This window comes from Pseudomonas sp. P116 (assembly GCF_020149425.1).
Taxonomy (GTDB): Bacteria; Pseudomonadota; Gammaproteobacteria; order Pseudomonadales; family Pseudomonadaceae; genus Aquipseudomonas; species Aquipseudomonas anatoliensis.
The window spans coordinates 509,400-533,356 of the sequence record NZ_JACVHB010000002.1; the positions used below are offsets into that span (position 1 = coordinate 509,400).

20 protein-coding genes and 1 pseudogene are annotated in these 23,957 nt (G+C 59.9%); 14 read left to right on the plus strand and 7 right to left on the minus strand.

All coding sequences use genetic code 11. The annotated features are described in order from the left end of the window. Nucleotides 1–2: 2 nt before the first annotated feature. A complete protein-coding gene (locus tag ICA15_RS08700) occupies nucleotides 3–2,213 on the minus strand; it encodes a xanthine dehydrogenase family protein molybdopterin-binding subunit (RefSeq protein WP_210553016.1) in 2,211 nt (736 codons plus the stop codon). Further along, entirely contained in the window at nucleotides 2,213–2,677 is a 465-nt protein-coding gene (locus tag ICA15_RS08705) for a (2Fe-2S)-binding protein (protein ID WP_210553017.1), read from the minus strand. Before ICA15_RS08705 ends, ICA15_RS08700 begins: the two co-directional genes overlap by 1 nt. 118 nt (nucleotides 2,678–2,795) lie before the next feature. Here ICA15_RS08705 and ICA15_RS08710 point away from each other — a divergent pair, with 118 nt between their 5' ends. From ICA15_RS08710 to ICA15_RS08750, 9 genes are all read left to right on the plus strand, one after another. Further along, complete coding sequence (locus ICA15_RS08710) at nucleotides 2,796–3,686, plus strand: LysR substrate-binding domain-containing protein (RefSeq protein WP_210553018.1); 891 nt, start codon at nucleotides 2,796–2,798, stop codon at nucleotides 3,684–3,686. A 318-nt stretch (nucleotides 3,687–4,004) separates the two neighbouring features. Then, a complete protein-coding gene (locus ICA15_RS08715; RefSeq protein ID WP_042559644.1) occupies nucleotides 4,005–4,934 on the plus strand; it encodes an amidohydrolase family protein in 930 nt (309 codons plus the stop codon). Nucleotides 4,935–4,938: 4 nt separating this feature from the next. Next, entirely contained in the window at nucleotides 4,939–5,844 is a 906-nt protein-coding gene (locus ICA15_RS08720; protein ID WP_034152486.1) for an amidohydrolase family protein, read from the plus strand. Between the two features lie 318 nt (nucleotides 5,845–6,162). Beyond that, nucleotides 6,163–7,548 carry a UbiD family decarboxylase gene (locus tag ICA15_RS08725; RefSeq protein ID WP_210553019.1) on the plus strand — a complete coding sequence of 462 codons (1,386 nt, stop codon included), beginning with the start codon at nucleotides 6,163–6,165 and terminating at the stop codon, nucleotides 7,546–7,548. A gap of 11 nt (nucleotides 7,549–7,559) precedes the next feature. Continuing rightward, nucleotides 7,560–8,180 carry a UbiX family flavin prenyltransferase gene (locus ICA15_RS08730; RefSeq protein WP_215731295.1) on the plus strand — a complete coding sequence of 207 codons (621 nt, stop codon included), beginning with the start codon at nucleotides 7,560–7,562 and terminating at the stop codon, nucleotides 8,178–8,180. A 110-nt stretch (nucleotides 8,181–8,290) separates the two neighbouring features. After that, nucleotides 8,291–9,346, plus strand: coding sequence for a CobW family GTP-binding protein (locus ICA15_RS08735; RefSeq protein WP_210553021.1), 1,056 nt, complete (start codon nucleotides 8,291–8,293; stop codon nucleotides 9,344–9,346). A 349-nt stretch (nucleotides 9,347–9,695) separates the two neighbouring features. After that, on the plus strand, nucleotides 9,696–11,063 hold the full coding sequence (locus ICA15_RS08740; protein ID WP_210553022.1) for a nucleobase:cation symporter-2 family protein: 1,368 nt from the start codon (nucleotides 9,696–9,698) through the stop codon (nucleotides 11,061–11,063). Between the two features lie 13 nt (nucleotides 11,064–11,076). Then, nucleotides 11,077–12,465, plus strand: coding sequence for an amidohydrolase family protein (locus ICA15_RS08745; RefSeq protein ID WP_210553023.1), 1,389 nt, complete (start codon nucleotides 11,077–11,079; stop codon nucleotides 12,463–12,465). A 198-nt stretch (nucleotides 12,466–12,663) separates the two neighbouring features. Then, nucleotides 12,664–12,864, plus strand: a complete 201-nt coding sequence (locus ICA15_RS08750) for a hypothetical protein (protein ID WP_150615275.1) — start codon at nucleotides 12,664–12,666, stop codon at nucleotides 12,862–12,864. 708 nt (nucleotides 12,865–13,572) lie between these two features. Here the strand turns inward: ICA15_RS08750 and ICA15_RS08755 are convergent. After that, nucleotides 13,573–14,019: an NUDIX hydrolase gene (locus ICA15_RS08755; RefSeq protein ID WP_210553024.1), complete on the minus strand. Its 447-nt coding sequence runs from the start codon at nucleotides 14,017–14,019 to the stop codon at nucleotides 13,573–13,575. A gap of 509 nt (nucleotides 14,020–14,528) precedes the next feature. Between ICA15_RS08755 and ICA15_RS08760 the strand changes: the two genes are divergently transcribed. Further along, nucleotides 14,529–14,957 (plus strand): nuclear transport factor 2 family protein, encoded by a 429-nt coding sequence (locus tag ICA15_RS08760; RefSeq protein ID WP_210553025.1) that lies wholly within the window; start codon nucleotides 14,529–14,531, stop codon nucleotides 14,955–14,957. 165 nt (nucleotides 14,958–15,122) lie between these two features. Here ICA15_RS08760 and mqo read toward each other — a convergent pair whose 3' ends face one another. Next, complete coding sequence (gene mqo, locus ICA15_RS08765) at nucleotides 15,123–16,772, minus strand: malate dehydrogenase (quinone) (protein ID WP_210553026.1); 1,650 nt, start codon at nucleotides 16,770–16,772, stop codon at nucleotides 15,123–15,125. A gap of 536 nt (nucleotides 16,773–17,308) precedes the next feature. Between mqo and ICA15_RS08770 the strand changes: the two genes are divergently transcribed. Next, entirely contained in the window at nucleotides 17,309–17,740 is a 432-nt protein-coding gene (locus ICA15_RS08770; protein WP_210553027.1) for a nuclear transport factor 2 family protein, read from the plus strand. A 289-nt stretch (nucleotides 17,741–18,029) separates the two neighbouring features. Here the strand turns inward: ICA15_RS08770 and ICA15_RS28565 are convergent, their stop codons facing one another. Both ICA15_RS28565 and ICA15_RS28570 read right to left on the minus strand, forming a co-directional pair. Then, nucleotides 18,030–18,893 carry a methyl-accepting chemotaxis protein gene (locus ICA15_RS28565; protein WP_411959650.1) on the minus strand — a complete coding sequence of 288 codons (864 nt, stop codon included), beginning with the start codon at nucleotides 18,891–18,893 and terminating at the stop codon, nucleotides 18,030–18,032. Further along, a pseudogene (locus ICA15_RS28570) lies at nucleotides 18,888–19,643 on the minus strand (MCP four helix bundle domain-containing protein); the annotation flags it as partial. The gene ICA15_RS28565 and the pseudogene ICA15_RS28570, both read right to left, overlap by 6 nt. Nucleotides 19,644–19,888: 245 nt before the next feature. Here ICA15_RS28570 and sodC point away from each other — a divergent pair. From sodC to ICA15_RS08790, 3 genes are all read left to right on the plus strand, one after another. Further along, nucleotides 19,889–20,410, plus strand: coding sequence for a superoxide dismutase family protein (sodC, locus tag ICA15_RS08780; RefSeq protein WP_210553029.1), 522 nt, complete (start codon nucleotides 19,889–19,891; stop codon nucleotides 20,408–20,410). A 136-nt stretch (nucleotides 20,411–20,546) separates the two neighbouring features. After that, nucleotides 20,547–20,861, plus strand: coding sequence for a DUF2388 domain-containing protein (locus ICA15_RS08785; protein WP_210553030.1), 315 nt, complete (start codon nucleotides 20,547–20,549; stop codon nucleotides 20,859–20,861). An 80-nt stretch (nucleotides 20,862–20,941) separates the two neighbouring features. Then, complete coding sequence (locus tag ICA15_RS08790) at nucleotides 20,942–21,343, plus strand: hypothetical protein (protein WP_210553031.1); 402 nt, start codon at nucleotides 20,942–20,944, stop codon at nucleotides 21,341–21,343. Here the strand turns inward: ICA15_RS08790 and ligD are convergent, their stop codons facing one another. Next, nucleotides 21,344–23,944: a DNA ligase D gene (gene ligD / locus ICA15_RS08795; RefSeq protein WP_210553032.1), complete on the minus strand. Its 2,601-nt coding sequence runs from the start codon at nucleotides 23,942–23,944 to the stop codon at nucleotides 21,344–21,346. It abuts the gene before it with no gap. Nucleotides 23,945–23,957 lie beyond the last annotated feature (13 nt).

Genomic DNA, 23,957 nt, shown 5'->3' on the forward strand with positions numbered 1-23,957 from the left:
GTTTACCCCAGACTCAACGGTGTCGAGCGCTGCCGCACGCCGGTCAGTGCGAACAGCGCATTGGCGATAGCCGGCACCACGGACGGGCTGCCCAGTTCACCAACGCCGCCGGGTTTACTCGGCTCACCGTCTAGCGCAACGATGTCGGTGGCCGGCATGTCAGACATGCGCGCCACGCGATAATCATGGAAGTTGCTCTGCACCACCCTGCCCTGTTTGATATCAAGCTTGTCAAACAACGCATGGCCCAAGCCCCACATCAGGCCGCCGTAGATCTGTTCCTCGACACCGCCCGGCGACACGGCCAAGCCACAGTCGACCACGCAGGTGAGTTTCTCGACCCGGGCCTTACCATCGACCGTCGTAACTCGCGCTACCACTGCGATAAAACTGGTGTAACCCTGATTGGTCGCGATCCCCAGGGCCGTGCCCGGCGGCAATGGTTGGCCCCATCCGGCGCGCTCGGCGGCCTGCTTGAGCACCGCTACATGGCGCGGCCGCTCCTGCATGTTGACCAGGCGGAATGCCAGCGGATCGGCACCGGCCGCGTGGGCCAGTTCGTCCATGAAGCTTTCCACGGCGAACACGTTGGGAATGAAACTCACCGAGCGATACCAACCGCTGGGCACGTTGCTTTCGTGCTTGACCCAATTCAGTTGCAGATGCGGTGGACGGTAGGCGAAGTCCCACGCTGTGATGGCTTCGGTGGTGCTGTAATCCATGTGATCCGGGCGCTGGAAGTAACCCGGTTCCCACTGCTCGGGCGAAGCAGGCGACACCGCGTGCAATTGCAGTGCGGTGAGTTTCCCCTGAGCGTCCAGTGCACCTTTGATCCGGTTCAGCGTTGCCGGGTGATAGAACAGCGCGTGCATTTCGTCTTCGCGGCTGTTGAGCAGCTTCACCGGCACAGCGGTTTTCTGCGCCAGATAGGCCACTTCGAACAACCAGTATTTGGCCTCCCGCGCACCAAAACTGCCGCCAGAGACCAACTCATGGATGGTCACGTTGGCCTTGTCGATCCCACACACGGTTCGCGCCGCTTCCAGCGCCGAGGACGGCACCTGCACGCCGCCCCAATAGGTGATGGCCTTGTCTTTCACTTGTGCGGTGATGCAGATCGGTTCCAGCGGGTTTTGCACCTTGTAGGGCATGGTGTAATCGGCTTCGAGCAGTTGCGCTGCGCCCGCCCATTGCCCGGCGACATCGCCTTGAGTCATGGCGTTGACGACTTGCGCTTGCGGATCGCCGATGGCTTTGGCCTGGGCGCTGAACAACTGGTCGCTGTCGAACCCGGACAGCACCGAATCGCTCCACTGAATCTCCAGTAGCTTTCGCCCCTCTTGCGCCGACCAGTACGTATCGGCCAACACCGCGACACCTTCCAGATTGCCGCCAAGCACATCGGGCCGGCCGGGAATCGCGATCACTTTGCGCACGCCGGGCACCCGTAACGTTGCCGCCGAGCCCACGCTGAGCACTTTCGCGCCCACAACCGGCGCACGCTGGATCACCGCCACCAGCATCCCCGGCAACTGCACGTCGATGCTGTACTTGAACTGCCCGCAGACCTTGGCCGCCGCGTCTCGTTTATGGCGTAATTTGCCGATGTACTTGAACTGCGACGGATCCTTCAGCGTGACCTTGTCGGGTGCCGGCAGATGCGCCGCCACGCCGACGAGTTCGCCGTAACCCAGGCTGCGTTTGCTCGTTGGATGAACGACCCGACCTTCCTCGGTGGAACAACTCTCGGGGCTGACTTTCCACTGCCTGGCCGCCGCCGTGATCAGCAACGCCCGCGCCGTGGCACCGGCCATACGCAAGCGGTCGTACTCCAGCGAAACGCTGGTGCTGCCGCCCGTGGAGAAGACTTTCCAGATCGGATGAATGTAGGTTTCGAAGAACGGATCTTCCGGGGTGATCACCTGCACGGTCATCGGATTGACATCGAGTTCCTCGGCCACACAGGCGGCTAGCGCGGTATGCGTACCGGTGCCGGAATCGTGCTTGTGCACCACCAGTTTCACCGTGCCATCGGGCAAAACGCGCACCCAGGCATTGGGCTCGAATTCGCTGGCCGGGGCCGGGGCCTTCGGGTCTGTCGCCATGCCGCTCGGCAGATACAGGGCAATCGCCAGACCTGACGCGACCGTGACCGCTTGTTTGAGAAACACCCGGCGCGGCAGCTCGGCACAGCTATCATCGAGAAGGCTCATCAAGCCTCCTTCGGCGTATTCGCCGCGCGTTTGATGGCTTTGTTGATGCGCCCGTAGGTGCCGCAGCGGCAGATGTTGCCGGACATGGCGTTGCGGATCGAATCATCAGTGACTGCCGCGCCAGTGTTGAGCAACGCCGCCGCCGACATGATCTGCCCCGATTGACAGTAGCCGCATTGCGGCACATCTTCGGCGACCCAGGCCAGTTGCAATGGATGGTTTTGCGTCGGCGACAAGCCTTCGATGGTGGTGATGCTATGGCCCGCGACGGCGGCCAGCGGCAACTGGCAGGAACGCACGGCTACACCGTCCAGATGCACGGTGCAGGCACCGCACAGGCCCATGCCACAACCGAATTTGGTGCCGGTGAGTTTCAACTGATCACGCAAGACCCATAACAAGGGCATGGAGGGGGACGCCTCATCCAGCTCGCGTCGTTCGCCGTTAACCGTGAATGTAATCATTGTCAGGCTCCAAGAGAGCGGCCCGTCTTTGTGCGGGCCTGGTCACCGATTATTGGAAGCCACGGCAATCCCCGGCCAGCGACGATTTCTGCCAACCGGTGTAAGCAGGACTAACAACATGTACAAGCGATACCCGTCGGTGCAGTCCATGAGCGCGTTTATTCACGCGGCGCGCAGCGGCAGTTTTTCCAGCGCTGCGCGCAAACTCGATTTGACTCATAGCGCGATCAGCCAGCAGATCCGTGCGCTGGAAGATTTCATCGGCCAGCCGTTGTTCGTGCGTGAAGGTGGCGGCAGCAACCTGACGGACGCCGGGCAGTTGTTTGCCAGCGTGTTATCGGACGGGCTGGCGCAGATTGATCGGGCGTTGTCCTCGGTAAAAAACCGCAGCGTGGCGCAGCGGTTGACGCTGGATGTCGACAGTGAACTGGCGCAGAGCTGGCTCAATCCCCGCCTGCCCCAGTTGCTCGATGGCCTGCCGGATTACGAGGTGACGCTGCTGTCGATGCCGCGCAGTGATCGCAGCACGTTTGAACGGGTCGATCTGGCGTTGCGTTACGGATATGGCGATTGGGACGACTGTGAGATGACGCAAATCTGTGGCGACCGGGTGATGGCGGTGGCTTCGCCTGAGTTGCTGGAACGGCATGGTTTGCAGTTGCCATTGAGTCCGGCGCAAGTGCTTGAGTTACCGTTGCTGGGGTATACGCGGCGCTCGTGGATTCCCTGGCTGGATGCTGCCGGGATGACACCGGCCGAACCCACGGCACGGGTGATTTTTGATAACGCGGCAAATCTGATTGCCGCCGCCGAGGCTGGCGTCGGCGCGGGACTGGTGCGTGGATTACTGGCCGCCGATGCATTGCGCAGCGGACGGTTGGTGGCGCTGAACGAGGCGCAGATTGCGGCGCACTACAACCTCTACGCCGTGTGGCCACACGGGCAGGCTGAGCGCGTGGCGCCGGTGGTTGAGGTGATTAAAGAGTTGGCCTTGCGTACACAAACTTGACGCTATCGCGAGCAGGCTCACTCCTACAGTTGGAATGCGTTCCCCTGTAGGAGTGAGCCTGCTCGCGATAGCGCCGGTGCAGTCTCTACAGAAGCAAAAACCAAAACCATATCGTTCAAGTATCACCACCGCGCCCAATTAATATTGTACGAACCCAACCCCTCCTCCCAATACTCGCCCTCAGCAGCCACCCACCCGGGCCGGATGCGACCAGGCGAGGGAATGCGCGTGTCTTGCGCATAGAAATGGCCGATTGCCCGGGACGTGGTTGCCGAGAGCCGCAAGGCTCCCTTCCCCGCTATCAGGAGATCGACTTCAATGATCATCGATATCAGTTGCTATCCCACCGATCTGGTGGACCTCGCCTGGAGGCATGACGGTGACCCGTTCACCGGCGAGCGTCTGCTGGAGATGATGGATGGCCCCTACATGGTCAACGGCAAGCCTCGCCGCATCGACAAAGCCTTCATTCAACCGCCGCAGGGCAACACCATCTACACCTGGACCGACGGCGACCTGACCGGCCGTGAATCCATCGACGCCTACATGGCCTACACCCTGAAAATGGTCCAGACCTACCCGGACCGGTTCATCGGCTGCTTCGTCTATAACCCGCGCTGCGGCGTGGAAAACGGCGTCGAGGCAATCGAGCGCTACGTCAAGGAACACGGCTTCAAGATGGTCCAGATGCAGGCCAACATGCACGCCTATCGCCCGGACCGTGCGCTGGACTGGGTGCGCCCCTGCTTCGAGAAATGCGCCGAGCTGGGCATCCCGGTCAAGCTGCACACTGGCGACGGACCGTACAGCATCCCGTCGGAATGGGTGCCGATGATCAAGGAGTTTCCCAACGTCGATTTCATCATGGCCCACTTCGGCGTGCAGACCGGTGGCGTCTATGTGTTCGAACCGATGCAATGGGCGATGGAATTACCCAACGTCTACTGCGAGTCGGGCTGGTGCCTGCAATCGCGGATCGTCGAATTCGCCAAGGTCCTGCCGACGCACAAAATCCTCTTCGGCACCGACACCCCGCCGAACGAACCGGGCATGTGGCTGCGCTTGCTCGAAGTGCTGTGTCATGAGCCGCCGCAGGGCCTCAACCTCGACGAAGACACCCTCGAAGAGTACCTGGGCAACAACACCGCGCGGATGATCGGCCTTGAGCCAACCCCGCCACCGCGTTCCGTTTCCGAAGCAGAGGCGCAACTCAAGCGCCCCGTCACCACTCAACTGGCCAGGAGCTGAACCGATGATCATCGACACCCATCTGCACCCCACCAACCTGGTCGACGAGGCCTGGCGCCACACCGGCGAACCGTTCACTGGCGAGCGCATGCTCAAGTTGATGGACGGCCCGTACATGATCAACGGCAAACCTCGCCGCATCGACATGGGTTTCATCCAGCCGCCACCGGGCAACACCGGTTATCGCGACGGCAACCGCCGTGGCCGTGAGGGCGTGCGCGACTATATGTCGTACATCGCCGAACTGTGCATGAAGTACCCGGACCGCTTCATCGGCAACTTCAACTTCAACCCGCGCTGGGGGCCGGAAAACGGTGCGGCGGAGCTGGAATTCCATATCAAGGAATACGGTTTCAAGATGCTCAAGCTGCACGCCAACATGCACGGCTATCGCCCGGACCGGGCGCTGGACTGGCTGCGTCCGGCGATGAAGGTTTGTGCCAAATACAACATCGTGGTGTTGATCCACACGGGCGATGGCCCGTACACGATTCCGACGATGTTTTACCCGATCATCCGCGAGTTCCCGATGGTCAATTTCATCATCGGCCACTTCGGTATTCAGACCGGCGGCAACTACTCGTTCGAAGCGTTCTGGATGGCGATGGACACGCCGAACGTGTACTGCGAATCGGGTTGGTGCTTCCAGTCACGGATCGTCGAGTTCGCCAAGGAACTGCCGCGCAACAAGATTGTGTTCGGCACTGATTCACCGCCGAACGAACCGGGCATGTGGCTGCGTGAACTGGAGGTGCTGTGCTCGCCAGCGCCGCAGGGTCTGGGGATCGATGAGGATCATCTGGAAGACTACCTGGGCAACAACATTGCCCGGTTGTGCGGGATCGAACCGACGCCACCGCCCAAGGATCTGGTCGAGGCCGACATTCGGCTGACCACGACGTACCTCTGACTTTACGCAAACCTTAGTGTGGAAATGGAGTTTTCTGTGGTGAGGGGATTTATCCCCGATGGGCTGCGCAGCGGCCCCAAAACCTGCCACCGCGTTGTATCAGGCAAACCGCGTTGACTGGTTTTACGACTGCTTCGCAGCCGATCGGGGATAAATCCCCTCGCCACAAAGGCCCTCGCCACAGGGGATCCGCGCACAGAGCACACAGCGACTTTACAGGCACGAAGATGACCCGGCGTTCGCTCGACCGGCAGGCCAACGGCTTGTCGATCGAACGCCCTCTCACCCCTGCGTGCCTGCTTTTTACGAGGTGAAACCATGACCCGTTCGACGCTCGGCGATTCTCAGGATTTTCACGTATTCATCGATGCCTATCGCCGCGAGTACCCGGACGATGTGCTGACCATCACCCATCCGATTTCTGCCGATCAGGACGTTACCGCCCTGGTCGACGCCCTCGCCGCCCAAGGCCGCGATCCACTGCTGATCTGCGAAAACGTCGGCAGCCTCGGTGTGCCGGTCGCGACCAACCTGTTCGCCTCCCGCACCCGCATCGCCCGGTTGTTCGGCGTAACCCCTGCGCAACTGCACGAAACCTTCCAGACCCGCGCCAACCAGCCAATCCCGCCGCGCTATGTAGAGACCGGCCCGATCCTCGATGAAGTCTTCGAAGGCGAGGCGCTGGACCTGGCATTGCTGCCGATGCTCAAGCATTTCGACAGTGATCGCGGGCCGTACATCACCAACGCAATCATCATTGCCGAGGACCCGGTGACCGGCATCGCCAACATGAGTTACCACCGCTCGATGCGCCATGCCCGCCAGGCCCTCGCCACCAGTCTGCACTCACGCGGGCACCTGTGGCGGATGCTGCAAACCGCTCGCGAACGCGGCGAAGAACTGCGCGTGGCGATGGTGGTCGGCGCGCATCCATTGTTCATGCTCGCCGCTGCGGCGCGCCTGCCCTATGGCAGTGATGAACGCGCGGTGGCTGGCGGTTTGTTCGGTGCGCCGCTGGAGCTGGTGAAGACCCCGCGCTATGGCATTGGTGTGCCGGCGTATGCCGAGTTTGTGCTGGAAGGCGCCATTGATCCGGCGGCCTACGCCGAGGAAGGCCCGTTCGGGGAATTCAGTGGTTACTCCTCGGATCGCTCGACCAACAATGTGCTGCGCGTCGACACCCTCCTTCGCCGCAAGGATGCCTGGCTGGTTGACGTGATGGGCGGTCGTTACGCCGAGCATCTGACGCTTGCGCGCCTGCCGCGGGAAGCGGAGATGAGCGAGAAGCTCAGGGCACGTTTCCCCGCCGTCACCGCCGTGCACTATCCGAACTCCGGCACGCATTTTCACTGCTACGTGGCGCTGGATCAGAGCCGCGACGGCGAGGCGCGGCAGATCATGCTGGCCCTGCTCGGCTGGGACCCGTATCTGAAAACCGTGATTGCGGTGGACAGTGATATCGACATCAGCGACGACAGCCAGGTGCTGTGGGCGCTGGCCACGCACTTCCAGCCGCATCTGGACATTTTCACCATCGATGGCTTGCCCGGCAGCCCGCTCGACCCATCGTCCTCGGTCAATGGCACCACCTCGCGGATGGGGCTGGATGCAACACGCGGTTCCGGGTTCGACGGGATCAAGGCGCAGCTCGATCAGGACGTACTCGAACGCGCGCGGCAATTGCTCAAGGGGCTGGAATCGTGATTCGGCAACGGATGGTGGTCGGCATCAGCGGCGCGTCCGGCTTTATCTACGGCGTGCGCCTCCTGCAATTGCTCGCCGAACTGGACATCGAAAGCCACCTGATCATCAGCCGCGCGGCGCTGCTGACCATGGCCCACGAAACCGACTACAAACTGGCCGACGTTACTGCGCTGGCCAGCCACTACCACCGCGCCGATGACGTCGCCGCCGGGATTGCCAGCGGTTCGTTTCGCTGCCTGGGGATGGTCGTTGCGCCGTGTTCGATGCGCACATTAGCGGAGATTGCTACCGGCACTTCATCAGGGCTGATCGGCCGCGCCGCCGACGTCACCCTCAAGGAGCGCCGCACGCTGGTGCTGATGGCCCGCGAAACGCCGCTAACCCTCGCGCACCTGCGCAACATGACCGCCGTCACCGAGATGGGCGGAATCATCGCCCCGCCGGTACCGGCCTTCTATGCCCGTCCCGACAACCTCGCGCAAATGGTCGACCACAGCCTTGGCCGCGTGCTCGACCTGTTCGGCCTCGATGCAGGCACCGCCACACGCTGGAGAGAAAACACAGAAACAACTGTAGAACCGAATCCTTGTGGTGAGGGGATTTATCCCCGATCGGCTGCGCAGCAGTCGTGAAACCATCTTACGCGGTGTGCCTGGTTCATCGCGGTTACAGGTTTGGGGCCGCTTCGCGACCCAACGGGGATAAATCCCCTCGCCACACAGGTCAATCAAAGGAGCTTCATATGAACACCCCATTCAACGCCCCAACCCCGAACACCAAAATCCCGGTAACCATCCTCACCGGGTTCCTCGGTGCCGGCAAAACCACCTTGCTCAATTACATCCTCAAGGAAAACCACGGCCGCAAGATCGCCGTGATCGAAAACGAATTTGGTGAAGTCGGCATCGACGGCGATCTGGTGCTGAGTTCGGAAACCGAAGAAATCTACGAGATGGTCAATGGCTGCGTGTGCTGCACCGCCGAGGTTCGCGAGGATCTGGTGCGCATCGTCCGCGAACTGGTGGCGCGCCCGGTGCGGCTCGACCACATCCTGATCGAGACCAGCGGTCTGGCCGATCCGTACCCGGTGGCGCAGAGCTTTTTCATCAATGACCCAATTGCCGATGAAGTCGAACTCGACGCCATCGTGACCATGGTCGACGCCAAGCACATCGCCCAGCACCTGGAAGATCTGCAACTGGACGGCGTCGACAATCAGGCGGTCGATCAGATTGTCTGTGCCGACCGCATCGTCATCAACAAGGTCGACCTGGTCAGCGCTGAAGAAGTCGAAGCCTTGCGCGGCAAGATCCGTGGATTGAATGCCACGGCGGATCTGGTGACGTCCACCCACGCGCAAATCGACCTGACGAAGATCCTCGGCATCGGCGCTTTCGAATGCACGCAGAAGCTTATGGAAATCGGCGCTGAACCTGAGCATCACGATCACCACGACCATCACCATGAGCACACCATCGAAGAGCAGGATCACCAACACGACCCGAGCGTGTCATCAGTGGGTATCGCCGTCAACGGCGCGGTCGATCTGATGGCGTTCCACCGCTGGATCAGCGAACTGCGCTCATCCCAGGCCGACAACCTGTACCGCATGAAAGGCGTGCTGGCGGTGGCCAACGAAGACCAACGCTACGTGCTGCAAGGCGTGCACAGCCTGGTGGAATTCCGGGCGTCGACCGCGTGGGGCACGGAGCCCCGCTCGAGCAAGATCGTGTTCATCGGCCGCGACCTGGATCGTGCGGCGCTGAACCAGGGCTTCGCCGCCTGCCTGGCAGGCTGAACAAGGCATCGGAGCCGGTGGATGGCGGCTTCGCAGCACGAATGACTGATGCCCACCGAGCGCTGTAAATCTGTGGAATGAACTTTGTGGTGAGGTCCCTTGTGGCGAGGGGATTTATCCCCGATGGGGTGCGAAGCGCCCCCAAAACCTGCCAACGCGGAATATCAGACAAACCGCATTCACAGGATTTGCGACTGCTGCGCAGCCGATCGGGGATAAATCCCCTCGCCACGGATCCCCCACTGAACAAATGACCTCACTCCTACAAGGGATCTTCAGTGTTTCAAGGTTCCAGGCATCAGACGAATACCCCTCTCTTCCGCATAAAAACAGCCAGAGGTGTTTCCCCATGTCGTCAGCCACATCCCCATCGCAAAGCGCTTCCACCGTCCATCCCGTCGACCAGGTTCTGCCGGTGCGACAGATGCTCACCCTCGGCCTGCAACACATGGCCGTCTCGTACATCGGCGCCATCGCCGTGCCGTTGATTGTCGCCAGTGCCCTGAAAATGTCCCACGCCGAAACGGTGGCGCTGATCAGCACCACGCTGTTCTGTTCCGGCATCGCCAGCCTGTTGCAAACCGTCGGTTTCTGGAAATTCGGCGTGCGCTTGCCGATCCTGCAAGGCGTTGCGTTCAGCAGCGTTGGCCCGGTGATCGCCATCGGTAGCAACCCGGAGGTGGGGTTTGCCGGCGTCTGCGGAGCGGTGATCGGTGCCGGGATTTTTACCATGCTGATCGCGCCGTTCGTGGGTCGATTGCGGCGGTTTTTCCCGCCGGTGGTAACCGGTTGCATCGTCACGGTGATCGGTTTGCAGCTGTTCCCGATCGCCTATGAATGGGTCGGCGGCGGACGCAATGCGAGCAACTTCGGCGCGCCGGCATTCCTCGGCGTGGCGGTGGTGGTGTTGCTGACGATTCTGCTGGTCAACCGCTATGGCAGCCCGCTGCTGCGCAACATGGCGGTACTGGTGGGCATGCTGGTCGGCGCCGGTCTGGCCTACGGTTTGGGCATGGGCAGTTTTCATAGCGTCGAAGAAGCGCCGTGGCTGACCGTGCCCTATCCGTTCTACTTCGGTCTGCCCACGTTCAGCCTGATCCCCATCGCGACCATGGTGGTGGTGATGATCGTGCAGATGGTCGAGTCGATGGGGTTGTTCGTGGCCATCGGCGACATCGTCGAAAAACCGGTCGAAGACAAACAGGTCATCAACGGTCTGCGCGCCAACGGTCTGGCCAGCACCATCGCCGGGATGTTCGCCGCGTTCCCGTTTATTGCCTTCATGGAAAACGTCGGTCTGGTGATCCTGACCGGCGTGCGCAGTCGTTGGGTGGTCGCGGTCAGCGGTTTGCTGATGTGCTCGATTGCATTGGTGCCCAAGGCCGGGGCGATCATCGCCTCGATGCCGACGGCCGCACTGGGTGGTGCCGGTATCGCCATGTTCGGCGTGGTCGCGGCGGCGGGGATTCAGACCCTGGCCAAGGTCGACTACGAGCGCAATCGCTACAACGTGCTGATCGTTGGTTTCACCCTCGCCGCCGCGCTGGTGCCGGTGCTCGCGCCAACCCTGTTCAAACAATTACCCGAGTGGTCGCAGCCGTTCCTGCACAGCAGCGTGGTCATCGCCTGCCTGGTGTCGGTGCTGCTCAACGCCGCGCTGAATGGCGTCAGCGTGCCGCAAACCACCGCCGCCAAATCCGCCTCGCACATCCTTTGACTGGAGCCTGCCCATGACTCAACTTCAGAATATCCTGATCAAGAACCCGGTCGCGGTCATGACCGGCCTGCGCGGCACGCGTGCCCGAGCGGGCGCCGTGGACATCCGCGTGGTCAATGGTCGCATCGCCGAAATGGCTGCCGATCTCGCCGCGCAACCCGGCGAACGGGTGATCGACGCGCGCAACTGCGTGGTTTATCCGGGCTGGATCAACACCCACCATCATCTGTTTCAGAACCTGCTCAAAGCCGTGCCCGAAGGCCTGAATCAGGACCTGCAAGGCTGGCTCGCCAGCGTGCCCTACCCACGTTTGAACCGTTTCACCCCGCAACTGGCGCGGATCGCCGCGCGCCTGGGGATGGTCGAATTACTGTTGTCCGGCGTCACCACCTGCGCCGATCACCATTACCTCTATCACGCCCACGGCAGCACCGAGACCGGCGACTTGCTGTTCGACCTGGCGGATGAATTCGGCCTGCGTTTCGTCCTGTGTCGGGGTGGCGCACTGGAGTCGGCCAGCGCCCATCCGGGTTTCTCGAAAACCGCGCTGCAACCGGAGAGTCTCGACCAGATGGTCGGCGATATCGAACGGCTGAAATCGCTGTATCACCAGGACACGCCGGACGCATTGCGCCGTGTCGTGATCGCGCCCACCACGCCAACCTTCTCGCTGCCGCCCACCCTGCTGCGCGAACTGGCCCACACCGCGCGCGGCCTCGGTCTGCGCCTGCACACGCACCTGTCGGAGACGCAGAATTACGTGAATTTCTGCCGGGAAAAATACAACTGCCTGCCCGTGGAGTTCGTCGCCGAACACGAATGGCTCGGCCCTGACGTCTGGTTCGCCCACGCCGTGCACCTGCAACCCGGTGAAATTCGCATGCTGGCGCAGACCGGCACCGGCATTTCCCACTGCCCGGTGAGCAATGCACGCCTGGGCAGTGGCGTTGCCCCAGTGCCGCAGATGTACGAGGCGGGCGTGCCGATCTCCCTCGGAGTCGACGGCGTCGCCTCCAACGAATCCGGGAGCATGGTCGGCGAGGCGAACACCGCATGGCTGATCCACCGCGCCGAACAAGGCGCCTCGGCGACGACAGCCGAAGATGTCATCCACTGGGGTACGGCGGGCGGCGCGCAGGTGTTGGGCCTTGGCGCCGTTGGTACGCTGGAAGTCGGCCAAGCGGCGGATCTGGTCGTCTACGGCCTCGACCACCCACGCTTCTACGGCTTCCACGACAGGGCCGTCGCACCGGTGGTGGCGGGCGAACCGATCACGGTGAAATACAGCCTGGTCGGCGGGCGGATCGTGGTGGATAACGGCGTGATTCCGGGGCTGGATATCGAACGCATGCGCGCCGAGGCATGGGAGGGGGTGCAGGCGATGATGAAGGTCGACGATTGATCGAAATACCCTGTAGGAGCTGCCGGAGGCTGCGATCTTTTGATCTTGTTTTTCAACATCAAGATCAAAAGATCGCAGCCTTCGGCAGCTCCTACACGGGGTACGCATTCGCACGATACGGGTTTGTCGTCTAGGGTTATTACCTCATCGGACAGAGTCCCTGCCAGCAACACCGGGCTCTTGATCAAGGAGAGACTGATGACGTCCCGCCGCAACATCGAACAGACCTATCGCACTTGGTCCAGCCCCATTCTGCTGGAATTGAAAAAGCGCGAACACCAAATGAAGCCCGTCGAGCGTCAGGCGCTGGAGAACGTATTGGTGGAAAGAAGATTGCTCGACACTGGCAATCCTGAAGGCAGTGAGCGCCGCCAGAGCCCGGCGAATAAAAACGGATAATTACCTGTAGGAGTGAGCCTGCTCGCGATGGCGTCGGCGCAGCCAAAATTTGTATCGCCTGACACTCCGCTATCGCGAGCAGGCTCACTCCTACAATTTCCGTGACACGGCTGAGGATTCAGCACACGCCCGAGGCCCCTGTGGGAGCTGGCTTGCCAGCGATGAGGCCGACAGCCCTTACATCGATGTTGCCTGACCCAAGGCCATCGCTGGCAAGCCAGCTCCCACACTGATTGGCAGTGTTTTCACACTCTGAGGTCAACACAAAACCCTGTAGGAGTGAGCCTGCTCGCGATGGCGTCGGCCCAACCAAAATTTGTGTCGCCTGACACACCGCTATCGCGAGCAGGCTCACTCCTACAAAGTCCGTGACATGGCTGAAGATTCAGCACACGCCCAAGGCCCCTGTGGGAGCTGGCTTGCCAGCGATTTGGCCGACAGCCTTTACATCAATGTTGCCTGACCCAAGGCCATCGCTGGCAAGCCAGCTCCCACAATGATTGGCGGTGTGTCAACACTCTGAGGTCAACACAAAACCCTGTAGGAGTGAGCCTGCTCGCGATGGCGTCGGCGCAGCCAAAATTTGTGTCGCCTGACACACCGCTATCGCGAGCAGGCTCACTCCTACAATTTCCGTGACATGGCTGAGAACTCAGCACGCCCCCGAGAACCCTGTGGGAGCTGGCTTGCCAGCGATAATGGCTCAGGTCAGTCCAGTAATCCGGCGCTTTTTAGCAAATCGCCCAATCCCTTCGGCACCAATGGCGCCTGCTCGCTGAAGCTTGAGCTGTCATGCCAGCGCACGGTAAAGGGCGCGCCGTCGCTTTCGTGGCCTTTGATTTGCGCATGCGTGTACACACCAGGATCGGCAAACGACGCGTCGTAGACCTGGACGATCTCGTGTCCCGGTTTGCCGTTATAGATGAACAGGCTTTCCAGCGTGCCAAGCAGGCGCAGGTCCGTTATTGACTGACCCAATTCCTCCTGCACTTCGCGCACGATGGCTTCGGCGCTGGTCTCGCCGAAATCGATTCCGCCGCCGATAGGCCGAAAGCAGGTTTGCTGGCTGACAGGGTCACGAAACTCGTTAACCAGAATGCTGCCATTGTGGTGAAAAACACAGAGTGCGAGGGCGCGGATACGCGGTTCGGCCATGGGGGTAAATCCATTTACAGGTGTGAGGCGCGGCATTTAAACATGATTTGCGCGGCACACCTGTGGCCATCATTTGCAGCACATCACCTCAGACCGGAGAAATCGTCGCGAGCATGCCAATCAGAACGGTGAGAACCAAAAACCCACCCAGAAAATACGCCATCTTGTTCATGTTGCTCTCCTTAATGCTGAGCTTGCGGTGCACTGGACGCTTCGGGATGAAGGACTGTCGCGAGTGACCGAACTGCGGGGGCAGTTTGATCCTGCATCTGAACCGAATACAGAGGCAGATTGAAACGAAAAAAGCGTATCAGATGGGATCTGATCTGTAGGAGTTGCGGCACGCTGCGATCTTTTGATCTTTAAAACAGGATCAAAAGATCGCTGCCTCGCTTCGCTCGAGAGCTCCTACAGGGAATGTCATAGAGCGATATCAGGCAGCGACATTAAACTTGCCCTGCCGGCGCTTTGATCTAGAGTCGAAGAACAATAAAAATCCAGAGGTGCAAATGACTGATCTGAACCTGCAACCCGGTGCCGCCGAATCCCTGAACCGCTGGCACGAGATGATCCGTACCGGCGACCTGAGCGCCCTGCCCGCGCTGCTTGATGCCAACGCCGTGTTTCGCTCGCCGATGGCGCACACGCCTTACCCTGGCGCGCAGGTCGTGGCGATGATTCTCAACACGGTGTTTGAGGTATTCGAGGACTTTGAATATCACCGCGAACTGGCGACAGCTGACGGTTTGAATGTGGTTCTGGAGTTCAGTGCCAAGGTGGGCGCGAAGGAACTCAAGGGCATCGACATGATTCGTTTCGATGAGCGCGGCAAGATTGTCGAGTTCGAAGTGATGGTGCGGCCACTCAGCGGCCTGCAAGCGCTGGGCGAAGAAATGGGCCGACGGCTTGGTGCCTACCTGGCTGCCGCCAAAGCCTGAACTCAGCACAATCCCCTGTAGGAGCTGCCGAAGGCTGCGATCTTCTGACTTTGCTTTGAAAAGCAAGATCAAAAGATCGCAGCCTTCGGCAGCTCCTACATGAGGGCACAAAAAAAGCCCACTGACCGTCGCCGGTTCAGTGGGCTTTGTGTGTCAGGGGTCTAGTTACAGAGCCATGTCACGTGCAGCGTTTTCCTTTGGTGCTTCAGCTTTTTCAGCCGGAGCAGTTGCCGCCGGAGCAGCAACCTGACCGATCACTGGAGGCGTCGGCAGTTCGAGGATTTTAGCGGTGTAAGCCCACTCTGCAGCCACTTTGGCTGGATCGCTGTTCAGCTGAGTGCCGTAGCTTGGAACGATCTGGTGCAGTTTGGATTGCCACTCTGGGGTCGCGACTTTGTCTTTGAAGACTTTCTGCAGCACGCTCAGCATGATCGGTGCAGCGGTCGACGCGCCTGGCGATGCGCCCAGCAGGCCGGCGATCGAGCCGTCTTGCGAAGCAACGATTTCGGTGCCCAGTTTCAGCACGCCGCCAGCCGCTTCATCACGCTTGATGATTTGCACGCGTTGGCCGGCCTGCCACAGGCGCCAGTCTTCGGCTTTGGCGTTCGGGAAGTATTCCTTCAGCGCGTTCAGGCGGTCTTCATCCGACAGCATCAGTTGACCGGCAAGGTACTCGACCAGCGGGTATTCCTTGATGCCGACCTTGGTCATAGGCCAGATGTTGTGGGTGGTGGTACTGGTCAGCAGATCCAGATACGAGCCTTCCTTCAGGAACTTGGTGCTGAAGGTCGCGAATGGGCCAAACAGAATGACGCGCTTGCCGTCCAGGACACGGGTGTCCAGGTGCGGAACGGACATCGGCGGTGCGCCAACCGAAGCTTTACCGTAGGCCTTGGCCAGATGCTGCTCGGCGATGGTCGCGTTGTCGGTCACCAGGAACGAGCCGCCAACCGGGAAGCCTGCGTATTCCTTGGCTTCAGGAATGCCCGACTTTTGCAGCAGGTGCAGTGCACCGCCGCCCGCGCCGATGAACACGAACTTGGCGTCGGTTTCGTTTTTGGTGCCGTCTTTCAGGTTTTTGTAGCTGACGCGCCAGGTGCCGTCTTCGTTCTTGGTGATGTCCTGCACTTCGCTGGACAGTTTCAAGTCGAAATTAGGCTTGGTCTGCAGGTAGCCGGCGAACTGGCGGGTGATTTCGCCGAAGTTCATGTCGGTACCCAGCGGGCTCCAGGTGGCCGCGATTTTCTGGTTCGGGTCACGCCCTTCCATCATCAGCGGGACCCACTTCTTGATCACAGCCGGGTCTTCGGAGTACTGCATGCCGGCGAACAGCGGGCTCGCTTGCAGGGCTTCGTAACGCTTTTTCAGGAACTTGATGTTGTCATCGCCCCACACAAAGCTCATGTGCGGAGTGGTGTTGATGAACGAGCGAGGGTTCTTCAGAACGCCTTGCTGAACCTGCCAGGCCCAGAACTGACGGGAAACCTGGAACGCTTCGTTGATCTCGACGGCTTTCGGGATCGTGACGTTGCCTTTGTCGTCTTCCGGGGTGTAGTTCAGCTCAGCGAGAGCCGAGTGACCGGTACCGGCGTTGTTCCAGCCGTTGGAGCTTTCCAGGGCGACGCCATCGAGGCGCTCGACCATTTCCATCGACCAGGTCGGTTCCAGCTCATTGATCCACACACCCAGGGTGGTGCTCATGATGCCGCCGCCGATCAGCAGTACGTCGACTTTCTTGGCCTCTGCCGCATGAACGGAGGTCAGCCCCATCGACAAAGCCAGCCCTAGCAAGGCCGTGTTCACTTTTTTAAACATCTGTTGCACCTATGATAAAACGCCTTCCGCCCGCCTCTGTTATCTGCATGCGATCCGCTTTGATGACGCTCAGGCTGGCGTCGCAGATTCCGGCACACTTCAATTTTGACGGGTGGGCACACAAGGCCGACATGCCGCATCGACCTCAGTTAATGTCCCTTCTGAACTGACTTCTTATCATTATTGGCTCAGCTACTTGAGCGACAGGGATTCCATCTGCCCGCCCGTAAGGCAAGCAAACTGAATAAGGTCAAACCAAGTTGGCGCGCAGAATATCACGTCAGGGCAAACCCGCGCGTCTGTTCCCGACCTGAGAGTCTTTTTCCGCTCAGGGACTTATCGGCAGCCGGGCGCCGAACATGACCCTGATGATAGTTGCCGGCTGAAAGCGCTCTGCATTCAAGTGTAGTTACGTGTGTGATGAAGTGCCTTGAGCCGCTGTGTAATCAATTAATAACCTGCTACGTTGTACGATGACTGATGAATGCTATCGAGTAATCAGTCATCAACCTCATAACAACAAGGAAACAGCACTCATGACCAAGTCCCGCCTCCTGATCGGATTTCTTTGCGCCTTTAGCGGCTACACCATGGCCGCCGCTGCCCCGGCCGAGAAGGATGTTGCCCAAGCGGTCGATCATCTGACCCAGGCGATGCTGCACAAAGACATTGCCGAACTGAATGCCCTCACCGCGCCCAACCTGACCTACGGCCATTCCAGCGGCAAGATCCAGGACAAGAAAGCGTTCATCGCCGATATCGAAACCGGCAGGAGCGCCTTCAAAACCCTGGAGATGCAAAACCAGACCATCACCCTGTCAGGCGACACCGCGCTGGTGCGCCATCACTTCTCCGCCCAGGCATTGAAGGGCACTGAAGTGATACCAACCGAGATCGAGAACTTTCAGATCTGGCAGAAGCAAGGTGGCAAATGGTTGCTGGTGGGTCGGCAGGCTTTCAAGTTCTGAATGATGTGAATATGGCCTGAATGGTTGTGGGCTGATATGGCCCCATCGCGAGCAGGCTCACTCCTACAGGGGTCGGTGGTGTTACGCACAAAACCTGTGGGAGCTGGCTTGCCAGCGATGAGGTCGGCATATCCAGCATCGATATCGACTGACTCACCGCTATCGCTGGCAAGCCAGCTCCCACAGGGATTTTCGGTGTACGCAGGATGCGTACACATGGCTTAAAAATGTGGGAGGGAGCCTGCTCGCGATGACGGCCGACCGGACTCCACAAATCCACAATCAACCATCACAACCGAAACCGATCCACCGACTGCGCCAACTGCCCCGCCAGGCTCGACAACTCATCCGTGGTATTCGCCGTTTGCCCAATCACTCGACTATTGCCCTCGGACATCCCCGCAATCATTTCCACCTGATGGGCGATTTCGTTACTGGCCAGGCTCTGCTCTCCGATCGTGCGGGTGATGTCGTTCACCAGTTGCGTGGTGCTCAACGTCGCTTCAAGGATTTCGCGAATCGCCCGCTCGACGTCGGCGGTCACCGCCATGCCCTTGTCGACCTGCGCCACGCCGGCCTCCATGCTACTGACGGCCTCGCGCGTGCTGTGCTGAATGCGTGCAACCATGGCGGCGATTTCCTGGGTTGATGCACTGGTTCGCGCGGCCAGACTGCGCACTTCATCAGCCACCACCGCAAAGCCCCTGCCCTGCTCGCCCGCCCGGGCCGCTTCGATGGCGGCGTTGAGCGCCAACAGGTTGGTCTGGTCGGCAATGCCCTTGATCACCTGGATGATGTTGAAAATGCCTTCTGACTCCTGATCCAGTGTGCGAATAACCTGCGCCGACTGTTGCGCCGAACGAGCGATATCATCCATGTCGCTCACCACTTGATGGATCACCTGGCCACCATTTTTCGCCAGGGACTGCGCCTGATTGGCCATGCCCAGAGCGCGTTCGGCGTGGCGGGTAATGTCCTCGATACTCGCGGTCATCTGGCTGGCGGCGGCAGCCATGGTCCCGGCGGCGGCGCTTTGCTGCTGGCTGCTGTCGGCAACCTGATGGCAGCCGTGGCTCAGTTGTTCGCTCATGCCGCTGACGCCTTGGGCATTGCGCCGAACCACATCGATCATGTTGCGCAGGTCCCGCTGCATGGTTGCCAGCGTGCGAATCAAGACGCTGGCCTCGTCCTTGCCTGAGGGCTCGACGATCGGCTCACTGAGGTTGCCGTGGGCGATGCTCTCAGCGATGCGACTCGCAGACTTCAATGGCCCGAGAATACTCAGCATCACCCAGCGCCCCTGCGCCAGCAGCAAAAGCAAACTGGCGACCAACACAACGCCGAGTGCGATATTGGCATTGTGGATCGCCGCTTCAGTACCTTGGCTGGTCTGTGCCGTATTGGTTTCAATCAACTCACTCAAAGCGCCCATTTGCTCTTCGAGCTGACTGAAAACATTGTTGAAACTACCGAGTTGCTGCTGCGCCGCTTCCGGGTTATCCAGCGCCAGCCCGACAATGCGCTCACCAGTGCTTATATACGTGTCGAGGCTGGGCTTGATCTGCTCCAGCGCCGTGCGCAATGCCGGGTTGATCGGCAGCTTGATGTTCTCGTCGAGCACTTCGCGAAAATGCCCCGCGTGTTCACCAATCGAAGCGCGTACCTCGGCCGCCGTGCTGGTGCTTTTACCCAGGCCCACCAGCATCGCCGAGTAGACATCGGCACGCAGGGCGTCGTGCATCATGTCGGCTTCCATGTGGTTGCGCAGCGCGCTCATGCTGACCGCGTTGTCGCTGACCGCCGTGGCCATCCGCAGGTTGCCGACGTAGCTGACCAGACTGACGATCAATGCCGTCAGCAGACTGGTAACAATCAGCAACACTAAACGCAGTTTGATCGTCACAGTGGAATCCTCTCTGGGTACGCTGAAAAAGCCCTTGTCAGCCCTTCAGTTAAGCCTGTTTGCGCCGTTCTGCTGCGCCAGAACGTGTCAGCAGTTGTCTGCGCGAAGACGCAACCCGGCAAAACTTTCGGAATGTGCGACGAGTCTCATTTTGCAACGTAGCCGAATCCAGCGTTCATCGCCCGTTAATGCGCATTGGTTATTGAATCGGCCTTCTGAAAATCGTGTAGCAAAAGGAAACGCTTATGAAACGCGCAGTCTGGTTGGGTTTGCTCGGCACCTTGGCCATCGGTACCGCTCAGGCGGCAACGGAAAAAGTCTCCATCAATCTGGTTAGCGCTGACGGTGCACCGCAGGCAATCGGTGCAGTGACGATCAGCGAGACGCCTTATGGCCTGCTGTTCACACCGGATCTGAAATCCCTGCCGGCCGGCGTTCATGGCTTTCATGTGCATGAAAACGGCAGCTGCGAGGCCGGCATGAAGGACGGCGTCAAAGGTGCTGCACTGGCCGCTGGTGGCCACTTCGATCCACAGAAAACCGGCAAACACCTCGGGCCCTATGCAGACGGTCATTTGGGCGACCTGCCGGCGGTTTACGTGACCGCTGACGGTATCGCCAACTATCCGGTGCTGGCGCCACGCCTGAAGAAAATCTCCGAAATCAAAGGCCACGCCCTGATGATCCACGCCGGCGGCGATAACCACGCCGACATGCCCAAGCCTTTGGGTGGTGGCGGTGACCGTATGGCGTGCGGCGTAATCTGATAGCCATCAGGCCGGGTGACTCGCGACAGTGTCACCCGTGTCTGTCATGCGCACCCTCAGGGAACTCCCGCCCCTCGCGCCCCTCTCACCTATGTAGTACTTCCCTTTTGCTTCGCGCTTGTGGAGGAATACCGTCATGCGCAAGTTAGTGCTCGTTTCTTCTTTACTCTTATGCCTGCCCGTGGGTACTGCTCTGGCCAAAGTTGATGCCGGAGATGTCGCGACCTCTGCAGGTGTCTCCGCGTCGCTGTATTCGACCTTCAAGGATCACAAAATGGTGATTCCGGCTCGTGACGACCTGTCTGCATTTGTCGCCAGTGGCGGGGCCATTCGTGGGGTTTATCTTGAATCGGTGCTGCAACAGGTGCGTCAGAACAATCCCGGCATCAATGCCAGCGATGAAGACCTGGCCAACGCGATTCTGGTGCATTACGAAGGGTTGAATCAGTAGCTGTCACGGACGAAGCCGCCGATGGACGGCAGCTGAAGGCGCATAGGCAAAATTGTCCGACGGCCTCTATGATGGAGGCCATGACGACTCCTGCGCCAATGCGCTCACCCTGCCCCCCCGGCGCCTGCAATTGCGGGCGCGACCCGTTGGTGGAGAAACCCGACGCAGATCTTCGCATCCTGCTGCTGACCCGCGAGCAGGAAAAAGTCTTGCTCGCACGACTGGAAAAGCTCAAAGACCTCGCCGATCTCCGACATCTGCAAAACCGCATGTTTGAGCAGTTGGGGATTCGTGTAGACATATCGCCCGGTTTTCACGAAGTCCGCACCATGCTGGGCATCGACATTCAGATCGAGGAAATCCCGGGGCTGTGCCGCAAGACGCGCAAATCGATACCGGCAGCCATTCGCCGCGGACTCAACAATAATCCCGAAATCGCTTTCGAACTGCTCAACGCCCACGATTTGCTGCGCGGTACCTGATCACTTCTTCATGCCCACCCGTTTGCGCATCTCGGCAGTGATGCTCTGACGGGTTTTCTTCATGTCCGCCCAGGGCTCGTCGCCGACCTCCGCCAGCCGCTCATGGACGTTGTGGATATTCCACTGATTGCCACCCTTGATCTCGGCGACCTCCTCCCGAAACAGCGGCACCGATACCGGCAGGCCTTCGCGAGTACGCGCCGCATAAGTGCAAATAGTCGTGGCTCCGAGGCCGTTACGCAGGTAATCAATGAAGATCTTCCCGACGCGATTTTTCGGCCCGGACACCGCCGAGAAACGATCCGGCAACAGCTTGGCCATATGACTGACAATCGCGTGGCTGAAATCCTTGACCTCGTCCCAACCCAGTTTGCGTATCAGCGGCACCACTAGGTGAATGCCCTTGCCGCCGCTGGTCTTGAGGAACGCCTTGAGCCCCAGTTCATCCAGCACCGTGAGGGTCAGCGCAGTAGCTTCGACCATGCTTTTCCACGGCAGCGCCGGGTCCGGATCGAGGTCGAGAACGAAGCGGTCGGGCTTGTCCAGGTCAACCGTTGTGGCGTTCCAGGTGTGTAGTTCAACGGTGCTCATCTGCACCGCGCCAATCAGCGCTTCGGCGTTATTGATCAGCATCACCGGTTGGCCGGTGATGTCTTTGTCCAGCGTAGTGATTCCGGGTATCGCCAAGCGCTCGGCGTTTTTCTGGAAGAACAGTTCGCCGGCGATGCCATCCGGCGCGCGGACCAAGGCGACCGGGCGATCCTTGAGTTGCGGCAGAATCCATTCGGCGACGCTGGCGTAATATTCGGCCAACTGCATTTTGGTGGTGCCACTGACGGCATCGATCACTCGATCGGGGTGGGTGATGCGCACTTTGCCATTGGCCAGGCCGAGCTGCGATGGCGCGGTTTCGGCCTGCGAAGGTTTGCTCTCTGCGGCTTTCTTCGCCGGTTTCTTCGCGGGGGCTTTCTTCTCTGAAGTCTTCACGGGCTTGGCTCGCTCCTCAGTGATGTCCTTCGCCGGTTTGTCATCGCGCAAACCATGAAACACTGCGTGGCGCACTGAGCCATCCTTGGTCATTTCGGCAAACGCCACTTCCGCCAGCAACTTCGGCTTGAGCCAGTGCACACCTTTTGCCTCGAAACCGCTGGGTGGATTGACCACCGCGGCGGTCTTTACCTGCAACGGTTTGAGTTGGGCGAGGATGCTTTTCAGCGTTGTTTCATTGAAACCGGTGCCGACCTTGCCGGCATAGCGCAACTCACCGCTGTCGCGGTCATGCAGCCCTAGCAACAATGCACCAAACGCACTGCGCGCACCTTTGGGATCGGTGTAGCCGACGATGACGAATTCCTGACGATGTTTGCACTTGAGCTTGATCCAGTCACCGCTACGTCGCGACACGTAGGGCGAGCCGAGGCGTTTGCCGATCAGGCCTTCCATCTGCATCTGACACGCGCTGTTGAGCAGCGCATCCGGGGTCTCATCAAAGGCTTCAGAGAACCGCAACAAGGGCTGCTCATGGGCGCCGAGAACCGTGGACAATGCTGCGCGACGTTCCTCGACCGCGACTTCACGCAGGTCGACGCCGTTGAGATAGGGCAAGTCGAAAAGGTAATAGAGGATGTTGGTGCTTTTGCCGGAATCGAAAGCATTTTGCAGCGCCTGAAAATCCGGCACGCCCTGCTCGTTGGCAACCACCATTTCACCGTCGAGCCAGGCCGATTCCAGTCCCAGCGCGGCAAGGGCCTCGGCCTGTTTCGGTAACTTGTGCGTCCAGTCGTGACCATTGCGCGTGAACAACTGCACCTGGTCATGATCGATCCGCGCCATGATCCGGTAGCCGTCAAACTTGATTTCGTAACTCCACTCGCCGGCCGGGGCGCTGTCGACCAAGGTCGCCAACTCGGGTTTGAGCTGCGCGGGGATCTTCGCTTTGTGTGCGCCGGTCAACGTGCCCGAAGGCTTTTTGCGGGTCTTGGGGGCGGCCTTCTCCAGCGGTTTAACCTGCTTGGCCGCAAGCTTCGGTTTGTCGACCAACGTACGCTCGCTGAGCACGCTGTCCGGCTCGGCCACCAGCACGTCGTAGTCGTCCTGCGGGCGGGCGGCGCTGTCCTGATGTTTGATCAGAAACCAGTTTTCCTTTTTGCCCGGCATGTGCGTGCGCACCAGATTCCAGACGCCGGCCAATTTCTCGCCCTGCAGTTCAAATTTGAGCTTGCCCTTGGCGTAGGCCTTTTGCGGATCTTCCAACGGAATCCATACGCCGCGATCCCAGACAATCACATCCCCGGCGCCGTAATGCCCTTCGGGAATGCTGCCTTCGAACGTAGCGTAATCCAGCGGATGATCTTCGACATGCACCGCCAGGCGTTTGACCTTGGGGTCGAGCGACGGCCCCTTCGGTACCGCCCAGCTCTTCAGCGCGCCATCGAGTTCGAGGCGAAAATCATAATGCAGGTGCGAGGCGTCATGTTTCTGGATGCAAAACTGCAAGGCGTGATCACCGGCCGTTTTCTTGCCCGAACGCTTTACCGCCGCCGGTTCAGACGTTGCCGAGAAATCGCGCATGCGGTTGTAGTCATCGAGGTTCCTGCTCATGGCACACCTGCCT

Coding starts and splice junctions, on each gene's coding strand:
- ICA15_RS08790 (WP_210553031.1), top strand. CDS start 20,942: ATGACGACTCCTGCGCCAATGCGCTCACCCTGCCCCCCCGGCGCCTGC.
- ICA15_RS08740 (WP_210553022.1), top strand. CDS start 9,696: ATGTCGTCAGCCACATCCCCATCGCAAAGCGCTTCCACCGTCCATCCC.
- ICA15_RS08755 (WP_210553024.1), bottom strand. CDS start 14,019: ATGGCCGAACCGCGTATCCGCGCCCTCGCACTCTGTGTTTTTCACCAC.
- ICA15_RS08710 (WP_210553018.1), top strand. CDS start 2,796: ATGTACAAGCGATACCCGTCGGTGCAGTCCATGAGCGCGTTTATTCAC.
- ICA15_RS08760 (WP_210553025.1), top strand. CDS start 14,529: ATGACTGATCTGAACCTGCAACCCGGTGCCGCCGAATCCCTGAACCGC.
- ligD (WP_210553032.1), bottom strand. CDS start 23,944: ATGAGCAGGAACCTCGATGACTACAACCGCATGCGCGATTTCTCGGCA.
- ICA15_RS08745 (WP_210553023.1), top strand. CDS start 11,077: ATGACTCAACTTCAGAATATCCTGATCAAGAACCCGGTCGCGGTCATG.
- ICA15_RS28565 (WP_411959650.1), bottom strand. CDS start 18,893: ATGCAGCGGGACCTGCGCAACATGATCGATGTGGTTCGGCGCAATGCC.
- ICA15_RS08735 (WP_210553021.1), top strand. CDS start 8,291: ATGAACACCCCATTCAACGCCCCAACCCCGAACACCAAAATCCCGGTA.
- ICA15_RS08700 (WP_210553016.1), bottom strand. CDS start 2,213: ATGAGCCTTCTCGATGATAGCTGTGCCGAGCTGCCGCGCCGGGTGTTT.
- ICA15_RS08785 (WP_210553030.1), top strand. CDS start 20,547: ATGCGCAAGTTAGTGCTCGTTTCTTCTTTACTCTTATGCCTGCCCGTG.
- ICA15_RS08715 (WP_042559644.1), top strand. CDS start 4,005: ATGATCATCGATATCAGTTGCTATCCCACCGATCTGGTGGACCTCGCC.
- sodC (WP_210553029.1), top strand. CDS start 19,889: ATGAAACGCGCAGTCTGGTTGGGTTTGCTCGGCACCTTGGCCATCGGT.
- ICA15_RS08770 (WP_210553027.1), top strand. CDS start 17,309: ATGACCAAGTCCCGCCTCCTGATCGGATTTCTTTGCGCCTTTAGCGGC.
- mqo (WP_210553026.1), bottom strand. CDS start 16,772: ATGTTTAAAAAAGTGAACACGGCCTTGCTAGGGCTGGCTTTGTCGATG.
- ICA15_RS08725 (WP_210553019.1), top strand. CDS start 6,163: ATGACCCGTTCGACGCTCGGCGATTCTCAGGATTTTCACGTATTCATC.
- ICA15_RS08750 (WP_150615275.1), top strand. CDS start 12,664: ATGACGTCCCGCCGCAACATCGAACAGACCTATCGCACTTGGTCCAGC.
- ICA15_RS08730 (WP_215731295.1), top strand. CDS start 7,560: ATGGTGGTCGGCATCAGCGGCGCGTCCGGCTTTATCTACGGCGTGCGC.
- ICA15_RS08720 (WP_034152486.1), top strand. CDS start 4,939: ATGATCATCGACACCCATCTGCACCCCACCAACCTGGTCGACGAGGCC.
- ICA15_RS08705 (WP_210553017.1), bottom strand. CDS start 2,677: ATGATTACATTCACGGTTAACGGCGAACGACGCGAGCTGGATGAGGCG.